Here is a 21,682-nt window from a genome sequence, read left to right on the forward strand (position 1 = left end):
GCTCACCACGCGTACGCCCCTGGCGCCGCACCCCCCGGCCCGGGGAAGATGGCGTCCAGCCGGGCCAGCGCCGCCGTGTCCAGCCGCACGTCGCGGGCACGCAGCGCGGAGAGGAACTGATCGCCGGTCCGCGGCCCGATGATCGGTGCGGTCACCGCGGGCTGGTGCAGCAGCCAGGCCAGGCCGACCGCCGCCGGGGCCTCGCCCAGTTCCGCGCAGAACGACTCGTACGCCTCGACGCGGTCGTGCATCACCGCCAGGGCCCGCCGCGCGTGCTCGCCTCGGCTTCGGACCCCGCCCGTGCGCCGCAGGACACCCGACAGCAACCCGTGGTACAGCGGGCTCCGCGGCAGCACGCCGATCTCGTAGTCCTGGCAGGCGGGCAGCACCTCCAGCTCCGCCGTGCGCTCGGCGAGGCTGTACGGCGGCTGTTCGCTGACCAGCCCGAGCAGCCCGAGCCGGCTCGCCCGCTCCTGTGCCTTGACCAGGTGCCAGCCCGCGTGGTCGGACGTCCCGATGTAGAGGATCTTGCCTTGGGCCCGGAGGTCGGACAGCGCCTCCCAGATCTCCTCCCAGGGCGTCCGCCGGTCGACGCGGTGGAGCTGGTACAGCTCGATCCGGTCGGTGCGCAGCCGCCGCAGCGAGGCGTCGCAGGCGCGTTTGATGTGCAGCGCGGACAGCCGTTCCTCGTTCGGCCACCCGCCCATCGAGCCGTACACCTTCGTGGCGAGGACCGTGCGGTCGCGGCGGCCGACGCCCTGCGTGAACCAGTCGCCGATGATCTCCTCGGTGCGGCCCCGGGCGCCGTCACCGCCGTAGGTGTCGGCGGTGTCGAAGAAGTTGACGCCGTTCTCGTGAGCGAGGTCCATCATGGCGTGGGACTCGGGCTCGGACGTGCGCGGCCCGAAGTTCAGCGTGCCCAGGCACAGCCGGCTCACGACCAGCCCGCTGCGTCCGAGGTGCACGTGTTCCATCGGTTTGCCCTTCCGCCCGTCCAGCGCGTCATCCGCCGGCGAGGTCAGCATGGTGACCAGCGCCGACGCGTCCTCACGGCGACCGGAGAACGCAGGTCTCCCATACCGGCTCCAGGAATCAGAAAATCGTTCTCAGAAATTGTCCGGCCGCGTCAGGCAAAGGCGGGGGGCTGGACACGGCCGTCTGTCGCAGAAAATGCCGCTGATCATCGTAATCGCGCCGGAGAGAGGTCACAAGCCGTTCCGGGATAGGCACTATCCGCACCGGAAAGGCGACTGTATGCCACGAGGCCTGGGATCGAGGTTTCCGAGCTCATCGCCATGATGGCGGCGGATTCCCCGCCGCCGCTCGACGTTCGATGGAAATTGGGGCAGCACGGGGCGTGCCTGCATCGATCCGTACCGCGAACTCCGCGTCTCTTCCGGCGCCGCCGGACCCAGGCCGATACCCGGGGCCGCGGACGTTCACACCCCTGAGGTCCGCCATTGCTGTCTGCCACAACGGTCATTTCCCGAAGTGGACCGGCCGGTACGGACGCTCGTACGATGAGCGCGTGCCCGGCTTTTCGAGGTCCCTGTGGGACGAGCCGCGCCCTCCCGGCCCGCCCGCGCGTGTGTGGCGGGACTGGGCGCTGGTCAGCGTGCTGGTCCCGGCCGCGGCGCTGGAGGGGCTGCTGCGGCCGGACGTCCCGTGGCGGACGCTGTCCCTCCTGCTCACCGTCGGGCTGGTGCCCACCCTGCTGTGGCGGCGGACGAGGCCGCTGCTCATGGTCGCGATCGCCTTCGGCCTCTGCGGTCTCGCCGGCCTGCTCACCGCCGGGGAGCCGCCGGGCCTCGACACGATGGCGTTCCTGCTGCTGCTGGCCTACGCGCTGTTCCGCTGGGGGTCCGGACGGGAGGCCCTGCTCGGCGCGGCGATCATGCTCGGCAAGGTGGCGGTGTCGGGCGCCGTCGACGACATGGACTCCGGCGCGATGTTCAGCGCCTTCGCGATCCTGTGCGCGGCCATGGCCGCGGGCGGCGCGCTGCGGTACCGGGCCCGGGCCGTGCTGCGCGAGCTGGAGCAGGTCAAGCTGCTCGAACGCCAGCGTCTCGCCCGCGACCTGCACGACACCGTCGCCCACCACGTCTCGGCCATCGCGATCCGCGCGCAGGCGGGGCTCGCGACCGCCGCGACGCACCCGGACGCGGCGACCGACGCCCTGAGCGTCATCGAGGCGGAGGCGACACGGACCCTCGCGGAGATGCGCGCGCTCGTCCGCGTTCTGCGCCACGACCAACCGGCCGACCCGCCCGGCCAAGCGGCCGACCAACCGGCCGACAAACCCGCTGACCAGCACGGACAGCTCGACCAGCCCGCCGACCGAGCACCGGGTCCGCGCGTCACCGACCTTCGCCGGCTCGCGAGCGCGAGGGGCTCGGGCTCGGGCTCCGGCCCCGCCGTGCAGGTGGGGATCACCGGTGACATCGACGACCTGCCGTCGCCGGTCGCGGCGGCGGCCTACCGGCTCGTCCAGGAGGCCGTCACCAACGCCCGGCGGCACGCCCGCCATGCCACGCGCATCGACGTCCGCGTCACCGCCGACGACGCGGTGGTGCGGCTGCGCGTCAGCGACGACGGCGACCCCGGCGGCCCGCGCCCCGCCGCGTCACCCGGGTACGGGCTCGTCGGGATGCGGGAGCGCGCGAGCCTGCTGGGCGGCACGTGCGACGCCGGGCCGGACCCCGGGCGCGGCTGGACGGTGACGGCCGTGCTGCCCCGCGCCGGACGGGCGACATGAGCATCCGGGTGGTCCTCGCCGACGACCAGGAGATCGTCCGCACCGGGCTCAGGATGCTGCTCGACGTCCAGCCGGACATCGAGGTCGTCGGGGAGGCCGGCGACGGGCGGCGGGCGGTGGAACTGGCGCGGCGGCTGCGTCCCGACGTGTGCCTGTTCGACATCCGGATGCCCGGCATGGACGGCATCGAGGCCACCCGGGCGCTCGCCGGGCCGGCCGTCCCCGACCCCCTCGCGGTCGTCGTCATCACGACGTTCGACCTGGACGAGCACGTCTACGCCGCGCTCAAGGCGGGTGCCCGCGGGTTCCTGCTGAAGGACGCCGGGCCGGCGCTGCTCTCGCAGGCGATCCGCGCCGCGGCCGCGGGCGACGCGCTCATCGCCCCGAGCGTCACCGCGCGGCTGCTCTCGGCCTTCGCCGCCACCGGTCCCGCCGCCCCCGCGGCGCGGCCCGCCGACGCGCTCACCGGCCGGGAGGAGCAGGTCCTCGCCGCGGTCGCGCGGGGGCGGACGAACAGCGAGGTGGCGGATGAACTGCACATCACACTCAGCACCGTCAAGACGCACATCACCAGCCTGATGGCGAAGCTCGGCGCCCGGAACCGCGTCGAGATCGCCATCTGGGCCTATGAGACGAACCGCGTGAAGACCAGCACCTAGGCTGACCTCGCGGTCGTCACCGACCCTCATCCGAAAGTACGGCCCCCCGGTCCAACGTAAGGACGGCTCGATCCAGGCTCTTCTACCGATGAGCGGCACCGGGGCCAGCCGTCACGATCGAGTCATGGACCACCAGGGACGGACCCGGGCCACCCGGAAACGTGAGGTGAGGCGATGAAGGCGATCGTCCAGGAGCGGTTCGGGCCGCCGGACGTCCTGCGGCTGGCGGACGTGGACACCCCCGAGATCGGGCCGGGCGACGTGCTCGTCCAGGTGCACGCCGCCGCGGTCAACCCGTACGAGTGGCACGTCCTGCGCGGCGACCCCTACGTCGCGCGGCTGATGATGGGCGATATCGGGCTGACCAGGCCGAGGAACCCGGTGGCCGGCGTCGACGCGGCGGGGCGCGTCGAGGCGGCCGGCGCGAACGTGCGCGACCTGCGGCCCGGCGACGAGGTGTTCGGTTTCTGCCCGGGCGCGTTCGCCGAGTACGCCCGCGCGAGGGCGGACCTGGTCGTGCCCAAACCGGCGGGGCTGACCTTCGAGGAGGCGGCGGCGCTGCCGATCGCGGCGACGACGGCGCTGCGCGCGATCCGGGACATCGGCGGAGTGCGGGCCGGGAACCGGGTGCTCGTCAACGGCGCGGCCGGGGGCGTCGGCATGTACGCCGTCCAGATCGCGGTGATGCTGGGCGCCGAGGTGACCGGCGTGTGCGGCACGCGCAACCTGAATCTGGTGCGCTCGATCGGCGCCGCGCACGCCGTGGACTACACGAAGGAGGACTTCACCGAGCGGTCCGGGGGCTTCGATGTGATCCTCGACAATGTCGGGAACCACGCGCTGGGCCGGTTGCGGCGGGCGCTCACTCCCGCGGGCACGCTCGTGATCAATGCGGGCGGTTCGCCGGGGGCCGTCTTCGGGGCCGTCGGGGCCATGCTCCGCGGGGTCGCGCTGGACCGCTTCGTCCGGCAGCGGCTCCGCATCGTCCCGACCAAGCAGCGCCAGGAGGACCTCCGCGACCTCGCGGGTCTCGTCGAGGAGGGCTGGCTCACCTCGGTCCTCGACCGCTCGTACCCGCTGGCGGACGCGGCCGAGGCGGTGCGCTATATCGAGCGGGGTCACGCGCGGGGAAAGGTCATCCTGAACGTCACGTGAGCCGGCCGAGCAGGGCGTGGAAGGCCAGGAAGGCGAGGAATCCCAGAACCAGGCTGCCGACCGCGTTGACGGCGGCCTTGGTGTAGGCGCCGTCCTGGAGGAGGTGGACGGTGTCCAGCTCGAAGGTACTGAAGGTGGTCAGCGCACCGCACAGGCCGGTGCCGAGCAGCGCCTCGGTCAGTTCCCCGGTGCCCGCGCCGTGCAGGGCGCCGAGGGCCGCCGCGCCGAGGACGTTGACCGTGAGCGTGCCCCACGGGAACGCCTTGCCCGCGAACGCCTTCACATAGCCGTCGATGACGTAGCGGAGCACGGCGCCGAGAGCGCCGCCGACGAGCACGAGGACGATCACGGCGACCGTGGTCATGTCCTCTCCCCCGCGTCGCGGTGGGGAATTCTGCGGCCGAGGACCAGGCCCACGGCCACCGCGACCCAGCCGAGGAGCACGCTGGCGGCCGCGTAGCCGACGCCCAGTCCCGCCCGGCCGTCAGAGCCGAGAGTGTAGATGCCGTCGATCAGGTGCGAGAAGGTGGTGAAGCCGCCCAGGTAGCCGGTCACGGCGAACGGGCGCGCGAGCGCGTGCGGCCTGCCGCCGAGCAGGTACGTGGTCAGGATGCCCATGACGAGACAGCCGAGCATGTTGACGGTGAAGGTGTTCCACGGGAAGCCGTCCGCGGAACTCGGGATCGCCTTGGTCAGCAGATGGCGCGCCAGCGCGCCGACCGCGCCCCCGGCCGCGATCTCGGCGAGGACCCGCGGGCCGAGCCCCGGTTTCGGAGGCCGTCCGGCGTGCGGATGCAGCGCGGCGGCCTCCGCCTGCTCGCGGTGGCGCAGTCTCCCGATCATGATCCGTCCCTATCCGCGGCGATCCGGTGCGGGGCCGCCCAGCAGCAACCACCGGACGGCGTCCCAGGTCTGGAAGAACGCGGCCTCCACCTCGGGCGACCGGTCACCGAACAGCCGGGCCCACGCCCCCGCCTCGTGGGGCAGGACGCTCGACCCGCCCAGCAGGCCGGTCCCGGCGAGCGCCTCGTGCATCGTGTCGGCCACCTGCTGCGCGGGCTTCGCCCCCGTGACGACGTACAGCGACGCCATGACCCCGAAGCCGGACATCACCCCGGGACCGGCCACCCCGCACTCGTCCGGGACGAGCCGGACCGGGTCCGCGAACAGCAGCCGGCCGTCCGGTGTCCTGACCTCCAGGTCCGTGCAGTAGGCGGTGTAGGCGTGCCGTTCCCCGCGTGCCAGCCGTCCCGCCATCAGCTTCTCGCCGAGGACCACGGTCGACTCCGGGTCGGCGGTGACGGTGGTCCGCTGGTAGAACCGCGAGTTCGCGAACGGGATCGTCGTCTCCGGCAGGTACTCGACGTAGCTTCCGGGCGCGGCGGTGATGCCGACGAGCTGGGTGGCGTAGTCCTGCTCCATCCGGTAGAGCCGTGTCGCGGTCTGCGTCGTGACGTGGAGGGACGTCCCGGGGCCGCAGTCCACGTCGGTGCGGTAGCGGTCGCCCTGGAGCACGCCTCCCCCGGACGACATGAGCAGCACGGACGGCATCCCGGGCTGCTCGGGATCGGGGTACAGGGGGCGGGGGATGTGCAGCGGCGCGGCCTGGTAGTGCCCGGTCAGCTCCGTCCGCCCACCGGACGTCTCGAACCGCAGGTCCAGGACACCGACCTTGCCGGGCGCGCCCACCGGGAGCATCTCCGGCACGGCGGCATGACGCGCCACGGACGCGGGCAGCCAGTCCGGCGTGCACAGCTTCAGGGCGGGATTCGTCCTCACCCCACCGGTGAGCACACTGTCTCCCGTTGTGCCAGGACGAAGTCCGCGACGTCGGCGATACCGGTGCCGGCCAGGCAGTCGGTGAGGATGACGCGGCCCTCTCCGCGTACCCGGCGCGCGTCCCGCTCCATGATCGTCAGGTCGGTGCGCACATACGGCGCGATGTCGATCTTGTTGATGACGAGCAGGTCGGAGTCGGTGGTGCCGGGGCCGCGCTTGCGGGGCATCTTCTCCCCTTCCGCCGTGTCCAGCACGAACACGAACACGTCGGCCAGGACGGGGCTGAAGGTCAGCGTCAGATTGTCGCCGCCGCTCTCGAACAGCAGCACGTCGATGTCGGGGAAGCGGTCGAGCATCTCGGCCGCCGCGGCGAGGTTCATCGTCGGGTCGTCCCGGACGGCCGTGTGCGGGCACGATCCGGTCTCCACGCCGGTGACGCGCTCCCCGTCCAGCGTCCCGGCGAGCGTCCTGCGGACATGCTCGGCGTCCTCCTGCGTGTAGATGTCGTTGGTGATGACGCCGGGACTGTGCCCGCGTTCGACCAGGACCGGGACGAGCGCCTCGATGAGGGCCGTCTTGCCCGACCCCACCGGCCCGCCGATGCCGATCTTGAACACCTGCTGTAGTTCCATCTCGTGCCCCCTCAGGTGAAGAACAGGCGGGCCTCGGCCCGCTCGTGCGCGGTCGACACGGTGTCGGCGACCGGCGTCGAGCCGTGCAGGTCCCGCGGGTCCCGGGCGGCCAGCGCCCGGCCCACCGCCCGGACGAGCTCCGGGCGGATCTCGCGCAGCAGCCCCTGCGCCCGCCGGAAGTCGATCCGCCCCAGCCGCACGGCCGCCGCCGCGCACCCCGCCGCGAACGCGAACAGGTCACCGGCCACCGCGTGCTCCACAGGGGAGCCGAGTCCCGCGTGGACGGTCCCCACGGCGACCGCGTGGTTGCCGGGGGTGATCCGGCGCGTGACAAGACCGGTGAGCCGGGCGGCGGGTTCAGAGCCGAACGCCTCCTCAGCGGTGTCCAGGACCTGCCGTCCGGTGCGGACCGAGGCCCTCCGCTGCTCCCGGTTCAGCTTGACGGCGTACAACCTGCGGTCCACATCCACGACCCGGTCCCAGTCGCCCGTCCACACCGCGCGGTGCGTCAGCGCCAGCGCCGCCGCGTCGCTCGTCCCGGCGGCGCGCACGAGGTCGGTGACCAGGGCGACCAGGCCGTCCGCCTGCACCGCGCGGAGCTGGGTGTAGCCCTCCAGCCCGTGCGACAGCGTGTACAGCCCGCTGGGGAAGCCCGAGTCGGTGATCTGGAACTGCCCCAGCAGCGCTTCGAGGACCGCGCCCTCTTCCGGACCGGACGGCGGCGTGACGCCGGTCATGCGATGAAGTACAGCCGGTTCAGCGGCAGCTTCGTGGCGGGCTCGATCGAGGCCGGTTCCCCGTCCACCGTGACCCGGTACGTCTCGGGGTCGACCTCGATGTCGGCCAGCGTCGAGTTGTACAGCATGTGCCGCTTGTCCACAGTCCGGCACTGCCGGACGGGACGGATGAGCCGCTCCAGCCCGAGCCGTTCCGGGATACCCGCGGAGATCCCCGCGTCCGACATGAACGTCACGCAGGTCTCCTTCAGCGCCTTGCCGAAGGCCCCGTACGTCGGGCGCAGGTAGACCGGCTGCGGCGTGGGCAGCGAGGCGTTCGGGTCGCCCATCTGCGCCCAGCTGATCAGCCCGCCCTTGACGACCATGAACGGCTTCGCGCCGAAGGAGTGCACCTGCCAGAGCACGATGTCGGCGAGCTTGCCGTCCTCCAGCGAGCCGATCGTGTCGGCCATCCCGCTCGCGCGCGCCGGGTTGATGGTGAGCTTGGAGATGTAGCGCAGCACGCGGTGGTTGTCGTTGCGCGAGGAGTCCTCGGGCAGCGCGCCGCGCTTGTCCTTGCAGTGGTGCGCGACCTGGAAGGCCCGGGTGAACGACTCGCCGACCCGTCCCATCGCCTGCGAGTCCGAGCCGATGATGCTGATGACGCCGAGGTCGTGCAGGACGGTCTCGGCCGAGATGGTCTCGGCCCGGACGCGGCTCTCGGCGAACGACAGGTCCTCGGGGACGTCGTAGCTGAGATGGTGGCAGACCATGGTCATGTCCAGCAGTTCGTCCACCGAGTTCGCCGTGTAGGGCAGCGTCGGGTTCGTGGACGCGGGCAGCGCGTTCGGCTCCCCGGTGATGCGCAGGATGTCCGGCGCGTGCCCGCCGCCGGCGCCCTCGGAGTGGTAGGTGTGGATGGCCCTGCCGTTGATCGCGCTGATCGTGTCCTCGACGAATCCGGCCTCGTTCAGGGTGTCGGTGTGGATGGTCACCTGGACGTCGTGGTCGTCGGCGACGGACAGCGCGCAGTCGATGGCCGCCGGGGTCGAGCCCCAGTCCTCGTGCACCTTCAGGCCGGCGGCACCCGCCCGCAGCTGCTCGTCCAGCGGGCCGGGCAGGCTGTTGTTGCCCTTGCCGTAGACGGCGATGTTGATCGGGATGTCCTCGTACGCCTGGAGTATCCGGGCGATGTTCCACGGCCCGGGCGTACAGGTGGTGCCGCGGGAGCCGTCCGCCGGGCCGGTGCCGCCGCCGACCAGGGTCGTGATCCCGTTGCTCAGCGCGTTCTGCGCCTGCTGCGGTGCGATGAAGTGGACATGGGTGTCGATCGCCCCGGCGGTGGCGATGAGGTTCTCCCCGGAGATCACCTCGGTACCGGCGCCGATGATCAGCCGCCGGTCCACCCCGTTCTGGGTGTGCGTGTTGCCGGACTTGCCGACCCCGGCGATCCTCCCGTCCTTGATCCCGATGTCGCCCTTGACGATGCCCAGCACCGGATCGATGATCACGGCATTGGTGATCACCGTGTCGAGCGCGGTGGTGGCGTTCTGCGAGGCCGGGTCGGACGACATGCCGTCCCGGGCCGTCTTCCCGCCGCCGTACTGGGACTCGTCGCCGTAGTGCCCCTCGGTGTGATCCTTCTCCACCTCGACGACCAGGTTGGTGTCGCCCAGCCGGATGCGGTCCCCCACGGTGGGCCCGTACATGCTCGCGTACTGCTTGCGAGAGATCGTCGTCATCGCCGTCAGCCCTTCTTCGACCGGGACGTACCGGCCCGTGCGGCGGCCGGGCGCTTCGGTGCCTTCTTGCGGCCCGCGCCGTTCCCGCTCGCGCGGCTGCCGCTCGCGCGGCTCCGGCCGGCGCCGTGCCGGCCCGCGCCGGTCTTGGCCCGGCCGTCGTCCTTCGCCGGCGCCCCGGGCTCGTCGAGATAGCCGCGGGCGCGCATCCGCGCCAGCGCCTCGGCCTTCGCGGCGCTGGACCGGACGCTTCCGTTGAGCAACCCGCCGAAACCGACGATGCGCAGCCCGCCCCCGTACTCGACCAGGCGCACCTCCTTGGTGTCGCCGGCCTCGAACCGGACGGCGGTGCCGGCCGGGATGTCCAGCCGCATCCCGAACGCCTTCTCCCGGTCGAAGCTCATGGCCCGGTTGACCTCGAAGAAATGGAAGTGCGAGCCGATCTGGACGGCCCGGTCTCCGGTGTTGTGCACGGTCAGCCGCGTCCTGCGCTGCCCGGCGTTGAGCTCGATCGAGCCCTCCGCGAAAATGTAGACGTCATCGGCCATGGACGGCCGCCCCCCTCAGGCTCGGTTCCGTGGTCTCCGCACAAGCGTCGTGAACATGCCCGACGGCCACGTGACGGTGATCGTGGTCGCGCTGGTGATCGTGGTCGTGCCGGTGACCGTGGTCGTGCCGGTGACCGTGGTGGTGCGCCGCCGCGGCGGCCAGTCCGTCATCGCCGTCCCGGTGCCACCGCCGTTCCGCCTCGGCCGCGCGCTCCCGGACGAGGGCGTCGAGCGCCGCGGTGCCGAGCAGGGGCGGGGCGGTCAGGGCGCCGTCCCACTGCGGGGGCGGGACGAGCGACGCGGGCACGAGCACCACCTCCCGGGCGCCCAGGCGGCGGCAGCGGTCCACCCCTTCGGGCACCTCCGGTTCCCCGCCGCTGAAGGCGACCTCCACCCAGGGCGCCCGCAGGTGCCGCCAGACCAGCCGCGCCACCTTGCACAGCTCCGCGTCGTCCTCGGGCCGCCCCGCCGGCGCCACCAGGAGCGCGGCCCGTCCGGAGTCCCCGCCGCGCAGCGCCCGCACGACGGCCGCGCGCAGCCAGCCGACCAGATGCGTCACCGTGCCGAGCGGCCCGGCGAGCAGCAGATCGCCGGATGTCCCGCCGCGTGCCGCCCACCCGATCGTCTGCGCGGCGGCCGCCGCGAGCACCGGGTCGCGGCCCAGCGTCATCGGTACCACGACGGCGCGCGGACGGCCCCGGAGCGCGGCGGCCAGGGCGCGTCCGGGACCCGGCGTCTCCCCGGCGGGGCACTCGTGCCCGCCCACCGTCACGACGGCGCGGCCCGGTGGCCCGGCTCCCCGCGATGGTGCGGTCACTTGCCGCCGCCGACGGGGTCGTGGCAGGAGACGAGCTTGGTCCCGTCGTCGAACGCCGCCTCGACCTGGATCAGCTTCAGCATTCCGCGCACTCCGGGGAGCACGTCGTTCGGCCCCACCACGTGCTTGCCCAGCTCCATGCAGTCGGCGACGGTCTTGCCGTCCCGGGCCGCCTCGACGATCGCGGCGCTGATCAGCGCCACCGTCTCGCCGTAGTTGAGCTTCAGGCCGCGGTCGCGGCGCCGTTCGGCCATCTCCGAGACGACGAAGATGAGCAGCTTGTCGATCTCCCGTGGTGACAGGTTCATCGAGGTCCTTCCTGGCGGCGCCGCGCGGTGCTCAACTGGCCCGCCGGAGCCTGGAGAAGATCGGGACGGCTGCCAGGAACACCCAGGCGACCAGCACGAACGGCCAGGTCAGGGTGTGGCCGCCGACCACGGTGAACAGATTGGAGATACCGGCGGTCAGGGCGGCGGCGGTCGCCGCCCCGATCACCGCGTAGAGCACGCCGGCCCGGCTCAGCGCGAGGAACGTCCCGGTCAGCGCGATCCCGGTCAGCACGGCGTTGTAGCCGTACAGGCCGGCGCCGAGGTCGGCGGCCGGAACCCCGAGCCACCAGCCGACCAGCAGCCCGATCACGCTCGACACGAGCGCCGCGGCCGCGACCAGCCGGCTCGACACCGCCAGCCCGATCAGGAAGATCAGGCCCACGTACCACTTGTCCTGGAAGAACACCTGGCCGATCCCGTTGAAGGTGCCGCGCCAGAAGTCGTGCCAGGTCATCGCCGTGCCGGGGTCGGTGGCCGAGGGCGCCGCGGTGTTGGCGTGCTCGGCCCACACCCGGTCATAGGACGGCGCCCCGATCACCATCACCAGCGTGACGATGCAGAAGGGCGCGGTGAAGCCCGGCAGGTTGTACGGCGTGAGCACCGTGTTCAGCGCCGAGGAGACCACGCTCGCGGCGATCGCGGATCCGATGACCAGCAGCACCGTCATCCACCGGACGTCCAGGTAGAGGACGAGAGCGACACCGACGAGCGTCCCGTTGAACCCTTCGAGGCCGATCGAGACCCGGTCCCGGGAGACGCCGAGCAGGTACGCGGTGACCGTGGCGGTGACCGTGCCGAGCAGCCCGAAGACGCCGAACTGCCAGCCCCCGACGAAGAGGGCGACGATGAAGATGAGCCCGGTCCAGTAGCTGGGCTGGAAGTCCACCTGGGCGACGCCACGCGGGATCGTCAGGAGGACGTCCGCCAGGCCGGGACGTTTGGACGGCTCCTCCCGGCCCGGTGTCTCCACGGCCGCCGTTGCCGTCGCCATTCGCGCTCTCCCTGCGGCGGTGGACGGCGGCACGGTCATCCGGCCGTCCAGGTAGTCATGACACCTTGCACATTTCCCGCACGCCGGATCCGCAAAATCGCGTTCCGCCAATTATCGACCAAGAACCCCAAGCGCGATCTTTGCCCCATGACCGGACGAGCTCGCGGGTTTCTGGGAATGCTTCGCCCGGGGTCGGTGGGGGCGGAGAGCGCGCGAACGACCGGAAGGTCTGAAATGTCTGTCGGGCTGAACACCGGTGATTCCGCATGGCTGATGACGAGCACCGCGATGGTGCTTCTGATGACGCCCGGTCTCGCCTTCTTCTACGGCGGGATGGTCCGCTCCAAGAACATGCTGACGATGCTCTACATGAGCTTCATCTGCATCAGCCTCGTCACCATCCTGTGGTTCCTGTACGGCTACGGGATGGCGTTCGGCAAGGACGCCGGCGACGCCGGGCTGATCGGCTGGGGCGACTGGCGCCTCGGCCACATCTCTCCCGACACCCTCCAGGGCAAGATCCCCGAACAGATCTACGCCTGCTTCCAGCTCACCTTCGCCATCATCACCGTCGCGCTGATCAGCGGCTCCATCGCCGGACGCGCCCGCTTCGGCCCCTGGATCCTGTTCGTCATCGTCTGGGTCACCCTCGTGTACGTGCCCATCGCGCACTGGGTGTTCTCCTCCTCGGGATGGCTGAACGAGTGGGGCGTGATGGACTTCGCCGGTGGTCTCGTCGTCGAGCTCAACTCCGGCATCTCCGGCCTGGCCATGGCCCTCGTCCTCGGGCCCGGCATCGCGTTCCGCCGCCGGGAGGGACCCCGTCCCGGCAACGTCCCGTTCGTGCTGCTCGGGCTGGGGCTGCTCTGGTTCGGCTGGTTCGGCTTCAACGCCGGCTCCGCCCTGAGCGACGGCGCCCTGGCCACCCGCGCGTTCGTCAGCACCATGATCGCCGGATGCGCGGGGATGCTGACCTGGCGGCTGCTGGAATGGCTGCGCACCCGCCACTTCACCCAGCTGGGATCGGCCAGCGGGGCGCTCGCCGGGCTGGTCGCCATCACCCCGTCCTGCGCGTTCGTCAGCGTCGAGGGCGCCTTCGGGATCGGTGTCATCGCCGCCGTCGTGTGCACCTACGCGGTGGAGTTGAAGCTCGTCGCCGGATACGACGACACCCTGGACGTCACCGGCATCCACGGCGCCGGCGGCATCGTCGGGATCGTGTCCCTGGGGTTCCTGGCCACCGGCTGGGACCAGGGCTCGCCGGGGCTGTTCTACGGCGGCTCCGTCTCGGTCCTGGGCAAACAGGTCGTCGCCGTCCTGGCCGTCGGGGCGTACGCGTTCATCGTCACCTACATCATCGGCAAGCTCATCGACCGGTTCTTCCGCATGCACATGACCGACGAGGAACAGGCCAAGGGAACGGACGCCAACTTTGTCGAAGGCTGACGCCGGCGCGCCCCAGCCCCTGGGCAAGGCCGACGCCGGAAAGCCGTTCGACCCGTCCCGCGCCGTGGTGTCGTCCCGCGGCCCGCTCGCGGGACGCCGCGGGCCGAAGCTCCAGTTACGCCACGGCGAGGGCGACAGGAGCCGTCTGACGAGCGTCCAAGGGCTGGTCGCGCTGTCCCTCGACGCGCTCAGCTCCGTCGCCTACGGTCCCGAGGCGATCGCCCTGGTGCTCGTCACCGCGGGCGTCTCGAAGGTCCGCCTCACGCTGCCCGTCACCCTCGTCATCGCCGGGCTGCTGGCCGTGCTGGTGGTGTCGTACCGGCAGGTGATCGCCGTCCACCCCGACGGCGGCGGCTCCTACGCGGTGGCCAAGGACGATCTCGGCCCCCGGGTCGGCATGCTGGCCGCCGCCGCGCTCGTCGTCGACTACGTCCTCACCGTGGCGGTCAGCCTCGCGGCGGGCGCCGCCGCCCTCGCCTCGGCGTTCCCCTCGCTGCTGCCCTACCTGCTGGAGACCACGCTGGCGGTCCTGTTCGTGCTGACCGCCGTCAACCTGTACGGCATCGCCGACAGCGCCCGCTTCCTGATGCTGCCGACCGTGCTGTTCGTCGTGACGATCCTCGGCATCGTCGTGGTGGGCCTCGTCCGGGGACAGGCCACCGCGACCGTGGGCGCGGCGGTGGCGCCCCACGCGCCCGAGGCGCTCGGCGTGATGCTGATCCTCAAGGCGTTCTCCTCCGGCTGCTCCGCGTTGACCGGCGTGGAGGCCATCGCCAACGGTGTGCCGATGTTCCGGGAACCGAGGGTGGCGAGGGCGCAGCGGACCGAGCTGATGCTCGGTGCGCTGCTGGCCCTGATGCTGATCGGCATCGCGCTGCTCATCCGGCGCGACGACGTCGTCCCGCGCGAGGGCGTGACGATCCTCGCCCAGCTGACCGTGGGCGCCTTCGGCACCGGCTGGCTCTTCCAGGCGGCGAGCATCGTGGTCGCCATCGCGCTGACCCTGGCCGCCAACAGCAGCTTCGGCGGCCTGCCCGTCCTGCTCAGCCTGCTGGCCAGGGACCACAGGCTGCCGCACGTGTTCACCCTGCGCGGAGAGCGCCCGGTGCACCGCTACGGCGTGCTCGCGGTGGCGGCCGCCGCCGCGCTGCTGCTGATCGCGGTCGACGCCCGCACCCACCGGCTCCTTCCCCTGTTCGCCATCGGCGTGTTCACCGGCTTCACGATCAGCCAGACGGGACTCGTCCTGCACTGGACGCGGCTGCGGACACCCGGCTGGGCCGGGAAGGCACTGCTCAACGGCACCGGCGCGGTCCTCACCGCGGTCGCCACCGCGGTGCTCCTGATCACCAAGTTCGACGAGGGCGCCTGGGTCGTCGTCATCGTGATGCCGCTGCTGATCCTGCTGTTCACCCGGATACGGCACTACTACGACCGGATCGGACGGGAGCTGCGGATCGGCGAGATCCCCCCGGAACACCCGAGGCCGGCAGCCACACGGCGACTGGTGCTGGTCCCCCTGAACGAGCTCGGCGCGACGACCGGCGGCGTCCTGAGCACCGCGCTGGGCCTCGGCGAGGAGGCGATCGCGGTCACGGTGTCCTCGGACGACGACCGGACCCGCACCCTGCGGGAGCGTTGGGACCGCTGGAACCCTGGCGTGCGACTGGAGATCCTCGCCAGCCCCCAGGAGGCGAAGGTCCGTCCGATCGTGGACTACGTCCGCCGGGTCGCGGCGCACGACGACCGCGCCGTCGTCGTGCTGATCCCGACCGTCGGGTCGAGCCGTCCCCGGTACCGGTTCCTCTACGACCAGTGGAGCCTGCTGCTGGCGGAGGCCCTGCGCGAGCACGTCCCGGGCGTCCTGGTCTGCATGCTCCCGGTCCGGATCACCCCATGAAGCGGCACGCCTTCACCGCAAGCACCTTGGCCACGTGCCGGGCGCTAGGCAATTTCTTCGAACCGGTGAACTGGCCACGTCCTTTCCGACTAGAACGCACGTCATGAGAGGGTCGCCCGATAGGCTCTTTCTGTGGTCAGGAATCGGTTCACCCATCCCCCGTACTGGCTGATGACCGCGCTGCCTTGGCCGGAGCGGCAACCCGACGCGACGATGGCGGAGGCGGCGTTCGTCTGCGCCCCCGAATGCATGAATTGGCGGAGACTTCCGGAGCACGTCGAGGATGTCATGCAGGTCACGCACCTGTACGTCAGGGAGCACCCGAGCGAGCGTGTCGTCTGGTTCACCGATATCACCCGCTGGCTGGGCGAGCGCGGTAGCAGCTGGGACGACCTCGGCGTTCCCGGCTGGGAAGACGCTCTACGGGACCTACCCGAACTTCGCATCCTCGGCATTTTCATGACGGTCAGCCGCCGCGCCCACTTCCACATGATCAACACCGCCCAGCAGTTCGAGCTCTTTTACGCCGACGGTACGAGCGAGTTCCTCACCGAGCAGGAACGCCGGGCGGTGCACGAGCACTTCGAGCGCAAGCTCGACGACATCTGGCCGCCCTATATCCAGCAGATGCTCGACAGCGGGCGGCTCACCATCTCCTAGTCGGCTCCGCTATGTGATCGGCTCAAGAACGTAGGTCCCTGTTCCGTCCGCCTTGCCGGTGCTGTACTGGCGCATGTTCTCGTTGTCGGTGACCCTTTCCTGGCCGATCATCGATCCGGACAGCTTGTTCTGCAAACCGACCAAATCTGTTCCTGGCACGTCCTGGTAGACGTAGAACCGCTGGCCGTCGTCGACGGTCCGGCAGCCCTCCTCGAAAAGCCGGACGCTCTCACTGGGGACGTCAGCGGGTCTCAAGGTGAGGCATTTGTTGCTCTGCCGGGTGATAAGGAGGTGCTCGACCTTGCCGTTGCTGGTCGGCCCCTGGCAGACCTGCCACTGCGGCCGGGCGGACGACCCCCAGGCACGCAGTCGGAACTCGTCGGTGCCGTCGGCGTTCCACCAGAACAGCAGGCGGTCAGGCGTACCGATCCGGTAATAGCCCGGGAGACAGGTGAAACCCGGGGGCAGTGCCTTGGGCGCGAGAGCGTGGCCCGTCGGCGTCTCCTTGGCCGGAGCCGGTGCCTGTGTGCGCGTCTGCGGCGGGGTGCCGGTGCAGCCCAGCACCGTCTGGGCCTTGCGCATGATGCTGCCGGCGGGCACCTTGTCCTCGCACCGGACGGCGCCCTCCTCGATCGTGGAGAAGGTCGTGTACGTGCCGCCGGGGCGCGCGACCCAGCGGGTGGCGTACCGGCCGCCGCCCAGGTCCACCCGGTCGCAGTTGAGGCTTCCGTATTCGCCGGTGACCTTGCGCGTCCCCTGGTAGACGCCGTAGTAGCCGGGCTTGAGGAAGTTCCAGGTGATGGTCATGCTCTGGGTGTTGGTGGTGGCGGTGCTCTTGGTCACGGTGCTGTTGACGAACGCCTCGACCTTGAAGAGCGTCCCGATGTTGAACCCGCTGGTGATCTGGGCCGTGTTCCCGACCTGCACGGTGATCACGGTTTGGGTGCTGAGGGTGACGCTCTGGCTGCCCGTCGAGCCGTCGGTGACGTAGTACCCCTTGAAATGGGTGATGGTCGGGTCGGTCACCGCGCTCTTGATGAACGGGTGCCTCTTACCGAGGTCGGCGGACGTGCAGGTGTCACCGGGTTTGGGGTCCGCCGACGCGGCGGCCGCCGTACTCGCGGCGGTGAGCATTGACACGGCGGCGAGCGACAGCGCCATTGCGCCGCGCGCCACCATCGGGATCTTGACCATGGGGTCGCTCCTGATAGTGAGATCATAGTCAGGAGAAGATTCACACGATTCGTCAAGCCCGAGGAGAGCTTTAGTACGGCCGGATGCGGCCCGGCACTCAGCGACAAAAATCACCTCAATTCCTGCCAAATTGTCCACTTCATCCGCGTGGAAGATAGACCTCGACTGTCCCGTTCACCTGGCGTACGGCCAAGCGCGGCAGCGCGGGGATCGGGGCCTTGAGGCGGTGGTGCAGGACGGCGCCGTCGAGTGAGAAGAGGGCTCCGTGGCACGGGCAGCGCAGCTGCGTCCCGGCGTGCACGCTCAGGCGGCAGCCTTGGTGGGTGCACACGCCGGACACGGCGCGCAGCCGCCCACCCGTGCGGGTCACGAAGCCGTCGACGCCGCCTGCGGCGAAGCCGTGGACGGCGCCTTCGGGTAGGTCGGCGACGTTCGCGACGGGGTGCCAGGCGCCCAGGTCGGGGTTCAGCGTGCCGCCTCCCGGTGCGGACGGGTCGCCGGTCATCGCGCGATCGGCGAACACTCCCGCGGCGGCTCCGGCCGCCCCGACGGCGCCGCCGATGAGCAGGCGCCGGCGGACCGGGACGGGCGCGGTTTCGGCCTGGTCGCGGGCCAGGCGGCGGTGCAACTCGGTGATGAACTCCTCGCTGGGCGCGTGCGAGCCGGGCCGGGCCGCGCGCAGCTCGATGGCCACCCGCAGCGCGTCCGCGTCGGCCTCCTCAACCGGGAACGGCCGAGGCCGGCCACCGGACAGCAGGGTCTCGACGAAGCGGTGCAGTCCCTTCATGGTCACCTGCTCATCCCTGGAGGTTCGGGTCGTTGCGGGACAACTCGGCCGCGAGCCGCAGTGCGCGATGCTGGACCACTTTGACGTTGCCGATGCTGATCCCGAGTTCGGTCGCGGTCTGGCGGATCGAGTACGAGCGCAGGAACCGCAGTTCCAGCACCCGCCGGTAGTTGTCGGGCAGTGCGGCCAGCAACCGTTCCGCCCGCCGCTGGGAGCCGCCGTTCTCCGTCGGCGGTGCGTCGTCGGCGGCCACCTGGTCGAGATCGATGCTGGTGATCTCACGTCCGAGTGTGCGTTTCCAATGCGCGGCGAGGACGGTGCGGGCGGTGGCGAGCAGGTACGCGCGGACCTCGCCGACGGACGCCGACACCCGTAACGGCCGCAGGGCGGTCATGAACACCTCGGCGGTCAGGTCCTCGGCATCGGGCCGGTTGCCGACCTTGGCGAAGATCAGCCGGTAGATCCGGTCGACATTGTGCAGGTAGATCGCCTCCCAGTTCGCGTAGGTCTCCGCCTGGACGAGGTGCAGCGGCGCCCGGGGCGGGGGCGCCGACCCCGCCGGTTCGGCCGGTTTCCGGGAGGCCGGGTTCCAACGGCGCATAACGATCCTTTCCGCCGTTTCCTGGAACGGGTCATCGGCCGGTCTCGGTGTGGGCGAGCCCGTATCGAGCGACCCGCAGCCCGAGTGTCTCCCCCGCCTGGTGGTCGATGCGGGTGTGGATGCCCGCATAGATGCGGCTGAGGCCGCCCTCGTCCGCCGCGTCCTGGTAGCGCGCGAACGACCGGGTGACGCCGGGGAGCGCCTCCGAGGTCACGGTGAAGCGGTCGGCGGGGCCGAAGAAGGCCGACAGCACGATGGCCCCGGCCTCGCCGACGACGCTGTGCGCGCCGGGATAGGACGGGTCGGGTGGCGTCGCGGCCAGCGGGTTCCAGTTCGGATCGGCGTGGGTCGCGGGATTGCCGTCGGTACCGGCGGCGCGGACCGCGGTGACGGGCCGCCAGATCCGGTGGTGGTACTTACCGTCGTAGAACGCGATCGCCGCGTCGGCGAACGTCCGGTCGAGCACGGCGAACAGGCGCGCCGTGGTGGCCAGGTCGGTCCCGTGCCGGCGCGCGGCGTCCTCGGCGATCTCGTTCCAGTAGTTCCAGATCGGCGCGGCCCAGAACCGCGCCTGCGTCGTCTGGTCCGCCGTCCGCGCGGCGCTGGTGTCCCGCCCGAGGACCTCCACCTCGTTGAGCGCCGTGGCGTACACCCGGCTGGTCAGCGCCGGGTACCGGCGCGGACGGAACCGGTCGCCGCGGCCCAATGTGAACGGCCGCACGCCGGCCCAATGCGTGAACACCGGGGCGGCGAACGCCGGCGGTGTGGGCCGGTAGTCCCCCGGCCGATCGCCCGGCACGAACGGTGGCGGGACGGCCTGCGACCCGTCGCCCGCGCGGTCGGCGAGCACGGCCTCGGCGGCGTGTCGCCCGGCCCGTATGCCCGCGTCCTTGGCCGGCCCGTCCGGCACGTCCGCGAGCTCGTCGGCGAGCTGCCGGTCCAGGCCGGTGCGCTGCGCCGGGTACAGCGCGGCCAGGCTGTCGTGCCCGGCCTGCGCCCCCGCGGCCTGCCCGGAACCGCCGCGGCCCGCCGCGCCGATGGCATCGGCGATCGCCGTATGCATGATCGCGAAGTTGCGGGTGGGATGTACGGTCGCCGGCTGCGCACCGGGCGTCCGGACGATCCCCAGCAATGTCCGGTTCCATTGGATCACCAGCTCCCGGCCCTCCGCGGCCCGCGCGCTCGCCGTCGTGGTGGTCCGTGCGGGCTCGGCCTGCGCCCCGTACGCCGCTCCCGCCGACAAGGTGGTCCCCACCGCCACGGCCATGACCGCCAACGTCTTCCCCATCTCCCCGTCCCTTCTCCGGCTTCAGGCTCCGACAACAGATAGGCGCGGGGGTTACACGTCGCCGCCACCCGTAACCCCCGCGCCTATCAAGCGGCTGAACGAGCAACCGTGCGGAGAAGGAGAACTCGATGCGAATCCGAGCAGTGGCGGGGCTGGTGACCGCGGGGGCGCTGGCACTGACGACCGCCGTGGCCACCGGCACCGCCGCCGAGGCGAAGGAGCGCCCCTGCGGACGCCCGGTCATGACCAGCGGGACCGGCTCGCAGGGCACCCCATGGACGCTCAAGTCGCAGTACGACGACGACGGCACGCCGCCGAACCGACTGGTCGCCGGGGAGGAGTTCGAGATCAACACCGAGGCCGCCGGGCAACGGTGGTCGGTCAGCTTCACCGACAACGGGACGGAGTTCTTCCGCAACGACAACGACATCTCCACCGCGGACGGGATCCGGGAGGTCCACCCGAACCCGGTCGCCCGCGGGAACCCGAACCACATGGCCGTGCACGCGGTCCGTAAGGACGCCGCCGGCAACGTGATCGAGGTCATCGACGGTGCCGTCGACCTCGCCCCGCCGCCGGCGCGCTGCGCGCGCTGATCCCCGGTTCCACCATCCAGCGGCGTCCGGTCATCCCTCCCCGGCCGGGCGCCGTCTCCGCACGCCGGAGGAGCACTCGGTGTGCTCGCTCCCCTCAGGCGGAAGCCGTCTGCTTCCCCTGTGCGATCTCCCGGAGGGCCGCCAGGTCGTGAACGAGCATCTGCTGCCGGGACGTGGTCACGATCGCGGCGCCCTTGAACGCCCGGATGAGCTTCTTCACCGATTCGAGCGATATGCCGGCGAAATCAGCCAATTCCTGCTGGTAGATTCGCAGCTCGATTCCCTCATCGCTGGTCCGGCCGAGGCCGCTTTCCACCAACTCGATCACGGCCCGCGCGAGCCGCTGTTCCACCGCCAGCTCGGACGCGACGATCTTGCGCGTGGTTCGGTCGAGCCGGGTGTCCATGGCCGCCAGCCGGGCCAGCATCGCCCGGGGATGAAGCGCCAGGAATTCCGACCAGGGCGAAGCGGAGATGAGCAACGCCTCCACCTCGTCGATCGCCTCCACGGAAGCGGTCCGGGGCTTGCGGGCCAGTGAGGCCATCTCTCCGACGACGTCCTGGGGACCGCGGACGGCGACCATGCGCTTCGGATCGCCCATCGAGACCTTGACGTGGCCGCTGAGTATCAGGACGACGAAGTCCGTCTCCTCGCCCTCCTCGAAGAAGACGTGCCCCGCCAGCCGGTGCAGCCTGCTCCCCTTGCCCTCCAACCAGAGGAGCTCTTCCGGGGTGAAAAGAGGCTCACCTTGATCTAATGACATGGGACTCATGCGGGCAATTGTGTTGCCACTCACAACCCGACGCAATGCCGCTTTTTCAGCGTGCCGCCCGTCCCCGGCACCCGGCGGCAGGCGGCAGGCGGCGCGTCCCCGCACCGCCTGATGGGCGCTGAAGCGGTCACGGTGGTAGCGCTGGCTGTACCGCTCCTGCTCCCGCTGGCGGGGTCGAGCGAGTGGGGCTGCGGCGTCGAGGGCACCCCGGCCGGGTTCGGCACCGGAGACCAGCAGCACGTCTTCGCCATCGGCCAGAGACGACCGCTCCAGCATTTCTGGTACGCCGGGCCGTGAGCAGAGCGTCTCGGTGAACAC

The 21,682-nt window shown here is 71.1% G+C and carries 23 protein-coding genes; 7 read left to right on the top strand and 16 right to left on the bottom strand.

From position 1 onward, the window contains the following. Positions 1-2: 2 nt before the first annotated feature. Positions 3-1,025: an aldo/keto reductase gene (locus AMA02S_RS18975; protein ID WP_245667639.1), complete on the bottom strand. Its 1,023-nt coding sequence runs from the start codon at positions 1,023-1,025 to the stop codon at positions 3-5. Positions 1,026-1,528: 503 nt separating this feature from the next. On the opposite strand from AMA02S_RS18975, the gene AMA02S_RS18980 reads away from it, so the two are divergent. From AMA02S_RS18980 to AMA02S_RS18990, 3 genes are all read left to right on the top strand, one after another. Beyond that, positions 1,529-2,755 (top strand): sensor histidine kinase, encoded by a 1,227-nt coding sequence (locus tag AMA02S_RS18980; RefSeq protein WP_067460281.1) that lies wholly within the window; start codon positions 1,529-1,531, stop codon positions 2,753-2,755. Next, positions 2,752-3,414 (top strand): response regulator transcription factor, encoded by a 663-nt coding sequence (locus tag AMA02S_RS18985; protein ID WP_067460284.1) that lies wholly within the window; start codon positions 2,752-2,754, stop codon positions 3,412-3,414. Before AMA02S_RS18980 ends, AMA02S_RS18985 begins: the two co-directional genes overlap by 4 nt. Positions 3,415-3,588: 174 nt before the next feature. Continuing rightward, a complete protein-coding gene (locus tag AMA02S_RS18990; RefSeq protein WP_067460287.1) occupies positions 3,589-4,569 on the top strand; it encodes an NAD(P)-dependent alcohol dehydrogenase in 981 nt (326 codons plus the stop codon). On the opposite strand, the gene crcB is transcribed toward AMA02S_RS18990, so the two are convergent. Genes crcB through AMA02S_RS19040 form a run of 10 tightly spaced genes read right to left on the bottom strand, consistent with a single transcriptional unit; the run spans position 4,562 to position 12,120 of the window. Next, complete coding sequence (crcB, locus tag AMA02S_RS18995) at positions 4,562-4,933, bottom strand: fluoride efflux transporter CrcB (RefSeq protein WP_067460290.1); 372 nt, start codon at positions 4,931-4,933, stop codon at positions 4,562-4,564. The two genes, AMA02S_RS18990 and crcB, sit on opposite strands and share 8 nt — an antisense overlap. After that, entirely contained in the window at positions 4,930-5,412 is a 483-nt protein-coding gene (locus AMA02S_RS19000) for a fluoride efflux transporter FluC (protein ID WP_084265308.1), read from the bottom strand. Before AMA02S_RS19000 ends, crcB begins: the two co-directional genes overlap by 4 nt. Positions 5,413-5,421: 9 nt before the next feature. Next, on the bottom strand, positions 5,422-6,348 hold the full coding sequence (locus tag AMA02S_RS19005; RefSeq protein WP_245667641.1) for an urease accessory protein UreD: 927 nt from the start codon (positions 6,346-6,348) through the stop codon (positions 5,422-5,424). Further along, on the bottom strand, positions 6,345-6,980 hold the full coding sequence (ureG, locus tag AMA02S_RS19010; protein ID WP_067460296.1) for an urease accessory protein UreG: 636 nt from the start codon (positions 6,978-6,980) through the stop codon (positions 6,345-6,347). The genes AMA02S_RS19005 and ureG overlap by 4 nt, the downstream gene beginning before the upstream one ends. A gap of 11 nt (positions 6,981-6,991) precedes the next feature. Then, positions 6,992-7,717 carry an urease accessory protein UreF gene (locus AMA02S_RS19015; RefSeq protein ID WP_067460299.1) on the bottom strand — a complete coding sequence of 242 codons (726 nt, stop codon included), beginning with the start codon at positions 7,715-7,717 and terminating at the stop codon, positions 6,992-6,994. Continuing rightward, positions 7,714-9,438 (bottom strand): urease subunit alpha, encoded by a 1,725-nt coding sequence (gene ureC / locus AMA02S_RS19020; protein ID WP_067460302.1) that lies wholly within the window; start codon positions 9,436-9,438, stop codon positions 7,714-7,716. Before ureC ends, AMA02S_RS19015 begins: the two co-directional genes overlap by 4 nt. A 5-nt stretch (positions 9,439-9,443) precedes the next feature. Continuing rightward, positions 9,444-9,983 carry an urease subunit beta gene (ureB, locus tag AMA02S_RS45290; protein WP_067460305.1) on the bottom strand — a complete coding sequence of 180 codons (540 nt, stop codon included), beginning with the start codon at positions 9,981-9,983 and terminating at the stop codon, positions 9,444-9,446. After that, a complete protein-coding gene (locus AMA02S_RS19030; RefSeq protein WP_157430691.1) occupies positions 9,973-10,800 on the bottom strand; it encodes a sirohydrochlorin chelatase in 828 nt (275 codons plus the stop codon). Before AMA02S_RS19030 ends, ureB begins: the two co-directional genes overlap by 11 nt. Next, positions 10,797-11,108, bottom strand: coding sequence for an urease subunit gamma (locus AMA02S_RS19035; protein WP_067460311.1), 312 nt, complete (start codon positions 11,106-11,108; stop codon positions 10,797-10,799). The genes AMA02S_RS19030 and AMA02S_RS19035 overlap by 4 nt, the downstream gene beginning before the upstream one ends. Positions 11,109-11,139: 31 nt before the next feature. Further along, entirely contained in the window at positions 11,140-12,120 is a 981-nt protein-coding gene (locus tag AMA02S_RS19040; RefSeq protein WP_084265309.1) for an urea transporter, read from the bottom strand. 234 nt (positions 12,121-12,354) lie between these two features. On the opposite strand from AMA02S_RS19040, the gene AMA02S_RS19045 reads away from it, so the two are divergent. From AMA02S_RS19045 to AMA02S_RS19055, 3 genes are all read left to right on the top strand, one after another. Continuing rightward, positions 12,355-13,566 carry an ammonium transporter gene (locus AMA02S_RS19045; protein WP_067460314.1) on the top strand — a complete coding sequence of 404 codons (1,212 nt, stop codon included), beginning with the start codon at positions 12,355-12,357 and terminating at the stop codon, positions 13,564-13,566. Beyond that, entirely contained in the window at positions 13,553-15,466 is a 1,914-nt protein-coding gene (locus AMA02S_RS19050; RefSeq protein ID WP_218005027.1) for an APC family permease, read from the top strand. The genes AMA02S_RS19045 and AMA02S_RS19050 overlap by 14 nt, the downstream gene beginning before the upstream one ends. 132 nt (positions 15,467-15,598) lie before the next feature. Further along, positions 15,599-16,126 (top strand): hypothetical protein, encoded by a 528-nt coding sequence (locus AMA02S_RS19055; RefSeq protein WP_157430692.1) that lies wholly within the window; start codon positions 15,599-15,601, stop codon positions 16,124-16,126. A 9-nt stretch (positions 16,127-16,135) separates the two neighbouring features. Here the strand turns inward: AMA02S_RS19055 and AMA02S_RS19060 are convergent, their stop codons facing one another. From AMA02S_RS19060 to AMA02S_RS19075, 4 genes are all read right to left on the bottom strand, one after another. Next, positions 16,136-17,320, bottom strand: coding sequence for a hypothetical protein (locus AMA02S_RS19060; protein WP_067460320.1), 1,185 nt, complete (start codon positions 17,318-17,320; stop codon positions 16,136-16,138). Positions 17,321-17,459: 139 nt separating this feature from the next. Continuing rightward, positions 17,460-18,107: a Rieske (2Fe-2S) protein gene (locus AMA02S_RS19065; protein WP_067460323.1), complete on the bottom strand. Its 648-nt coding sequence runs from the start codon at positions 18,105-18,107 to the stop codon at positions 17,460-17,462. Between the two features lie 10 nt (positions 18,108-18,117). Further along, positions 18,118-18,708 carry an RNA polymerase sigma factor gene (locus tag AMA02S_RS19070; RefSeq protein ID WP_067460326.1) on the bottom strand — a complete coding sequence of 197 codons (591 nt, stop codon included), beginning with the start codon at positions 18,706-18,708 and terminating at the stop codon, positions 18,118-18,120. 31 nt (positions 18,709-18,739) lie between these two features. Beyond that, positions 18,740-19,996 carry a vanadium-dependent haloperoxidase gene (locus AMA02S_RS19075; protein ID WP_067460329.1) on the bottom strand — a complete coding sequence of 419 codons (1,257 nt, stop codon included), beginning with the start codon at positions 19,994-19,996 and terminating at the stop codon, positions 18,740-18,742. A gap of 128 nt (positions 19,997-20,124) precedes the next feature. On the opposite strand from AMA02S_RS19075, the gene AMA02S_RS19080 reads away from it, so the two are divergent. Then, the gene (locus AMA02S_RS19080) at positions 20,125-20,592 is read left to right on the top strand and encodes a hypothetical protein (protein WP_067460332.1); all 468 of its coding nucleotides are present in this window, start codon (positions 20,125-20,127) and stop codon (positions 20,590-20,592) included. 94 nt (positions 20,593-20,686) lie between these two features. Here AMA02S_RS19080 and AMA02S_RS40455 read toward each other — a convergent pair whose 3' ends face one another. Next, complete coding sequence (locus tag AMA02S_RS40455; protein ID WP_157430693.1) at positions 20,687-21,682, bottom strand: Crp/Fnr family transcriptional regulator; 996 nt, start codon at positions 21,680-21,682, stop codon at positions 20,687-20,689.

The organism is Actinomadura macra NBRC 14102, assembly GCF_001552215.1.
Lineage (GTDB): Bacteria > Actinomycetota > Actinomycetes > Streptosporangiales > Streptosporangiaceae > Spirillospora > Spirillospora macra.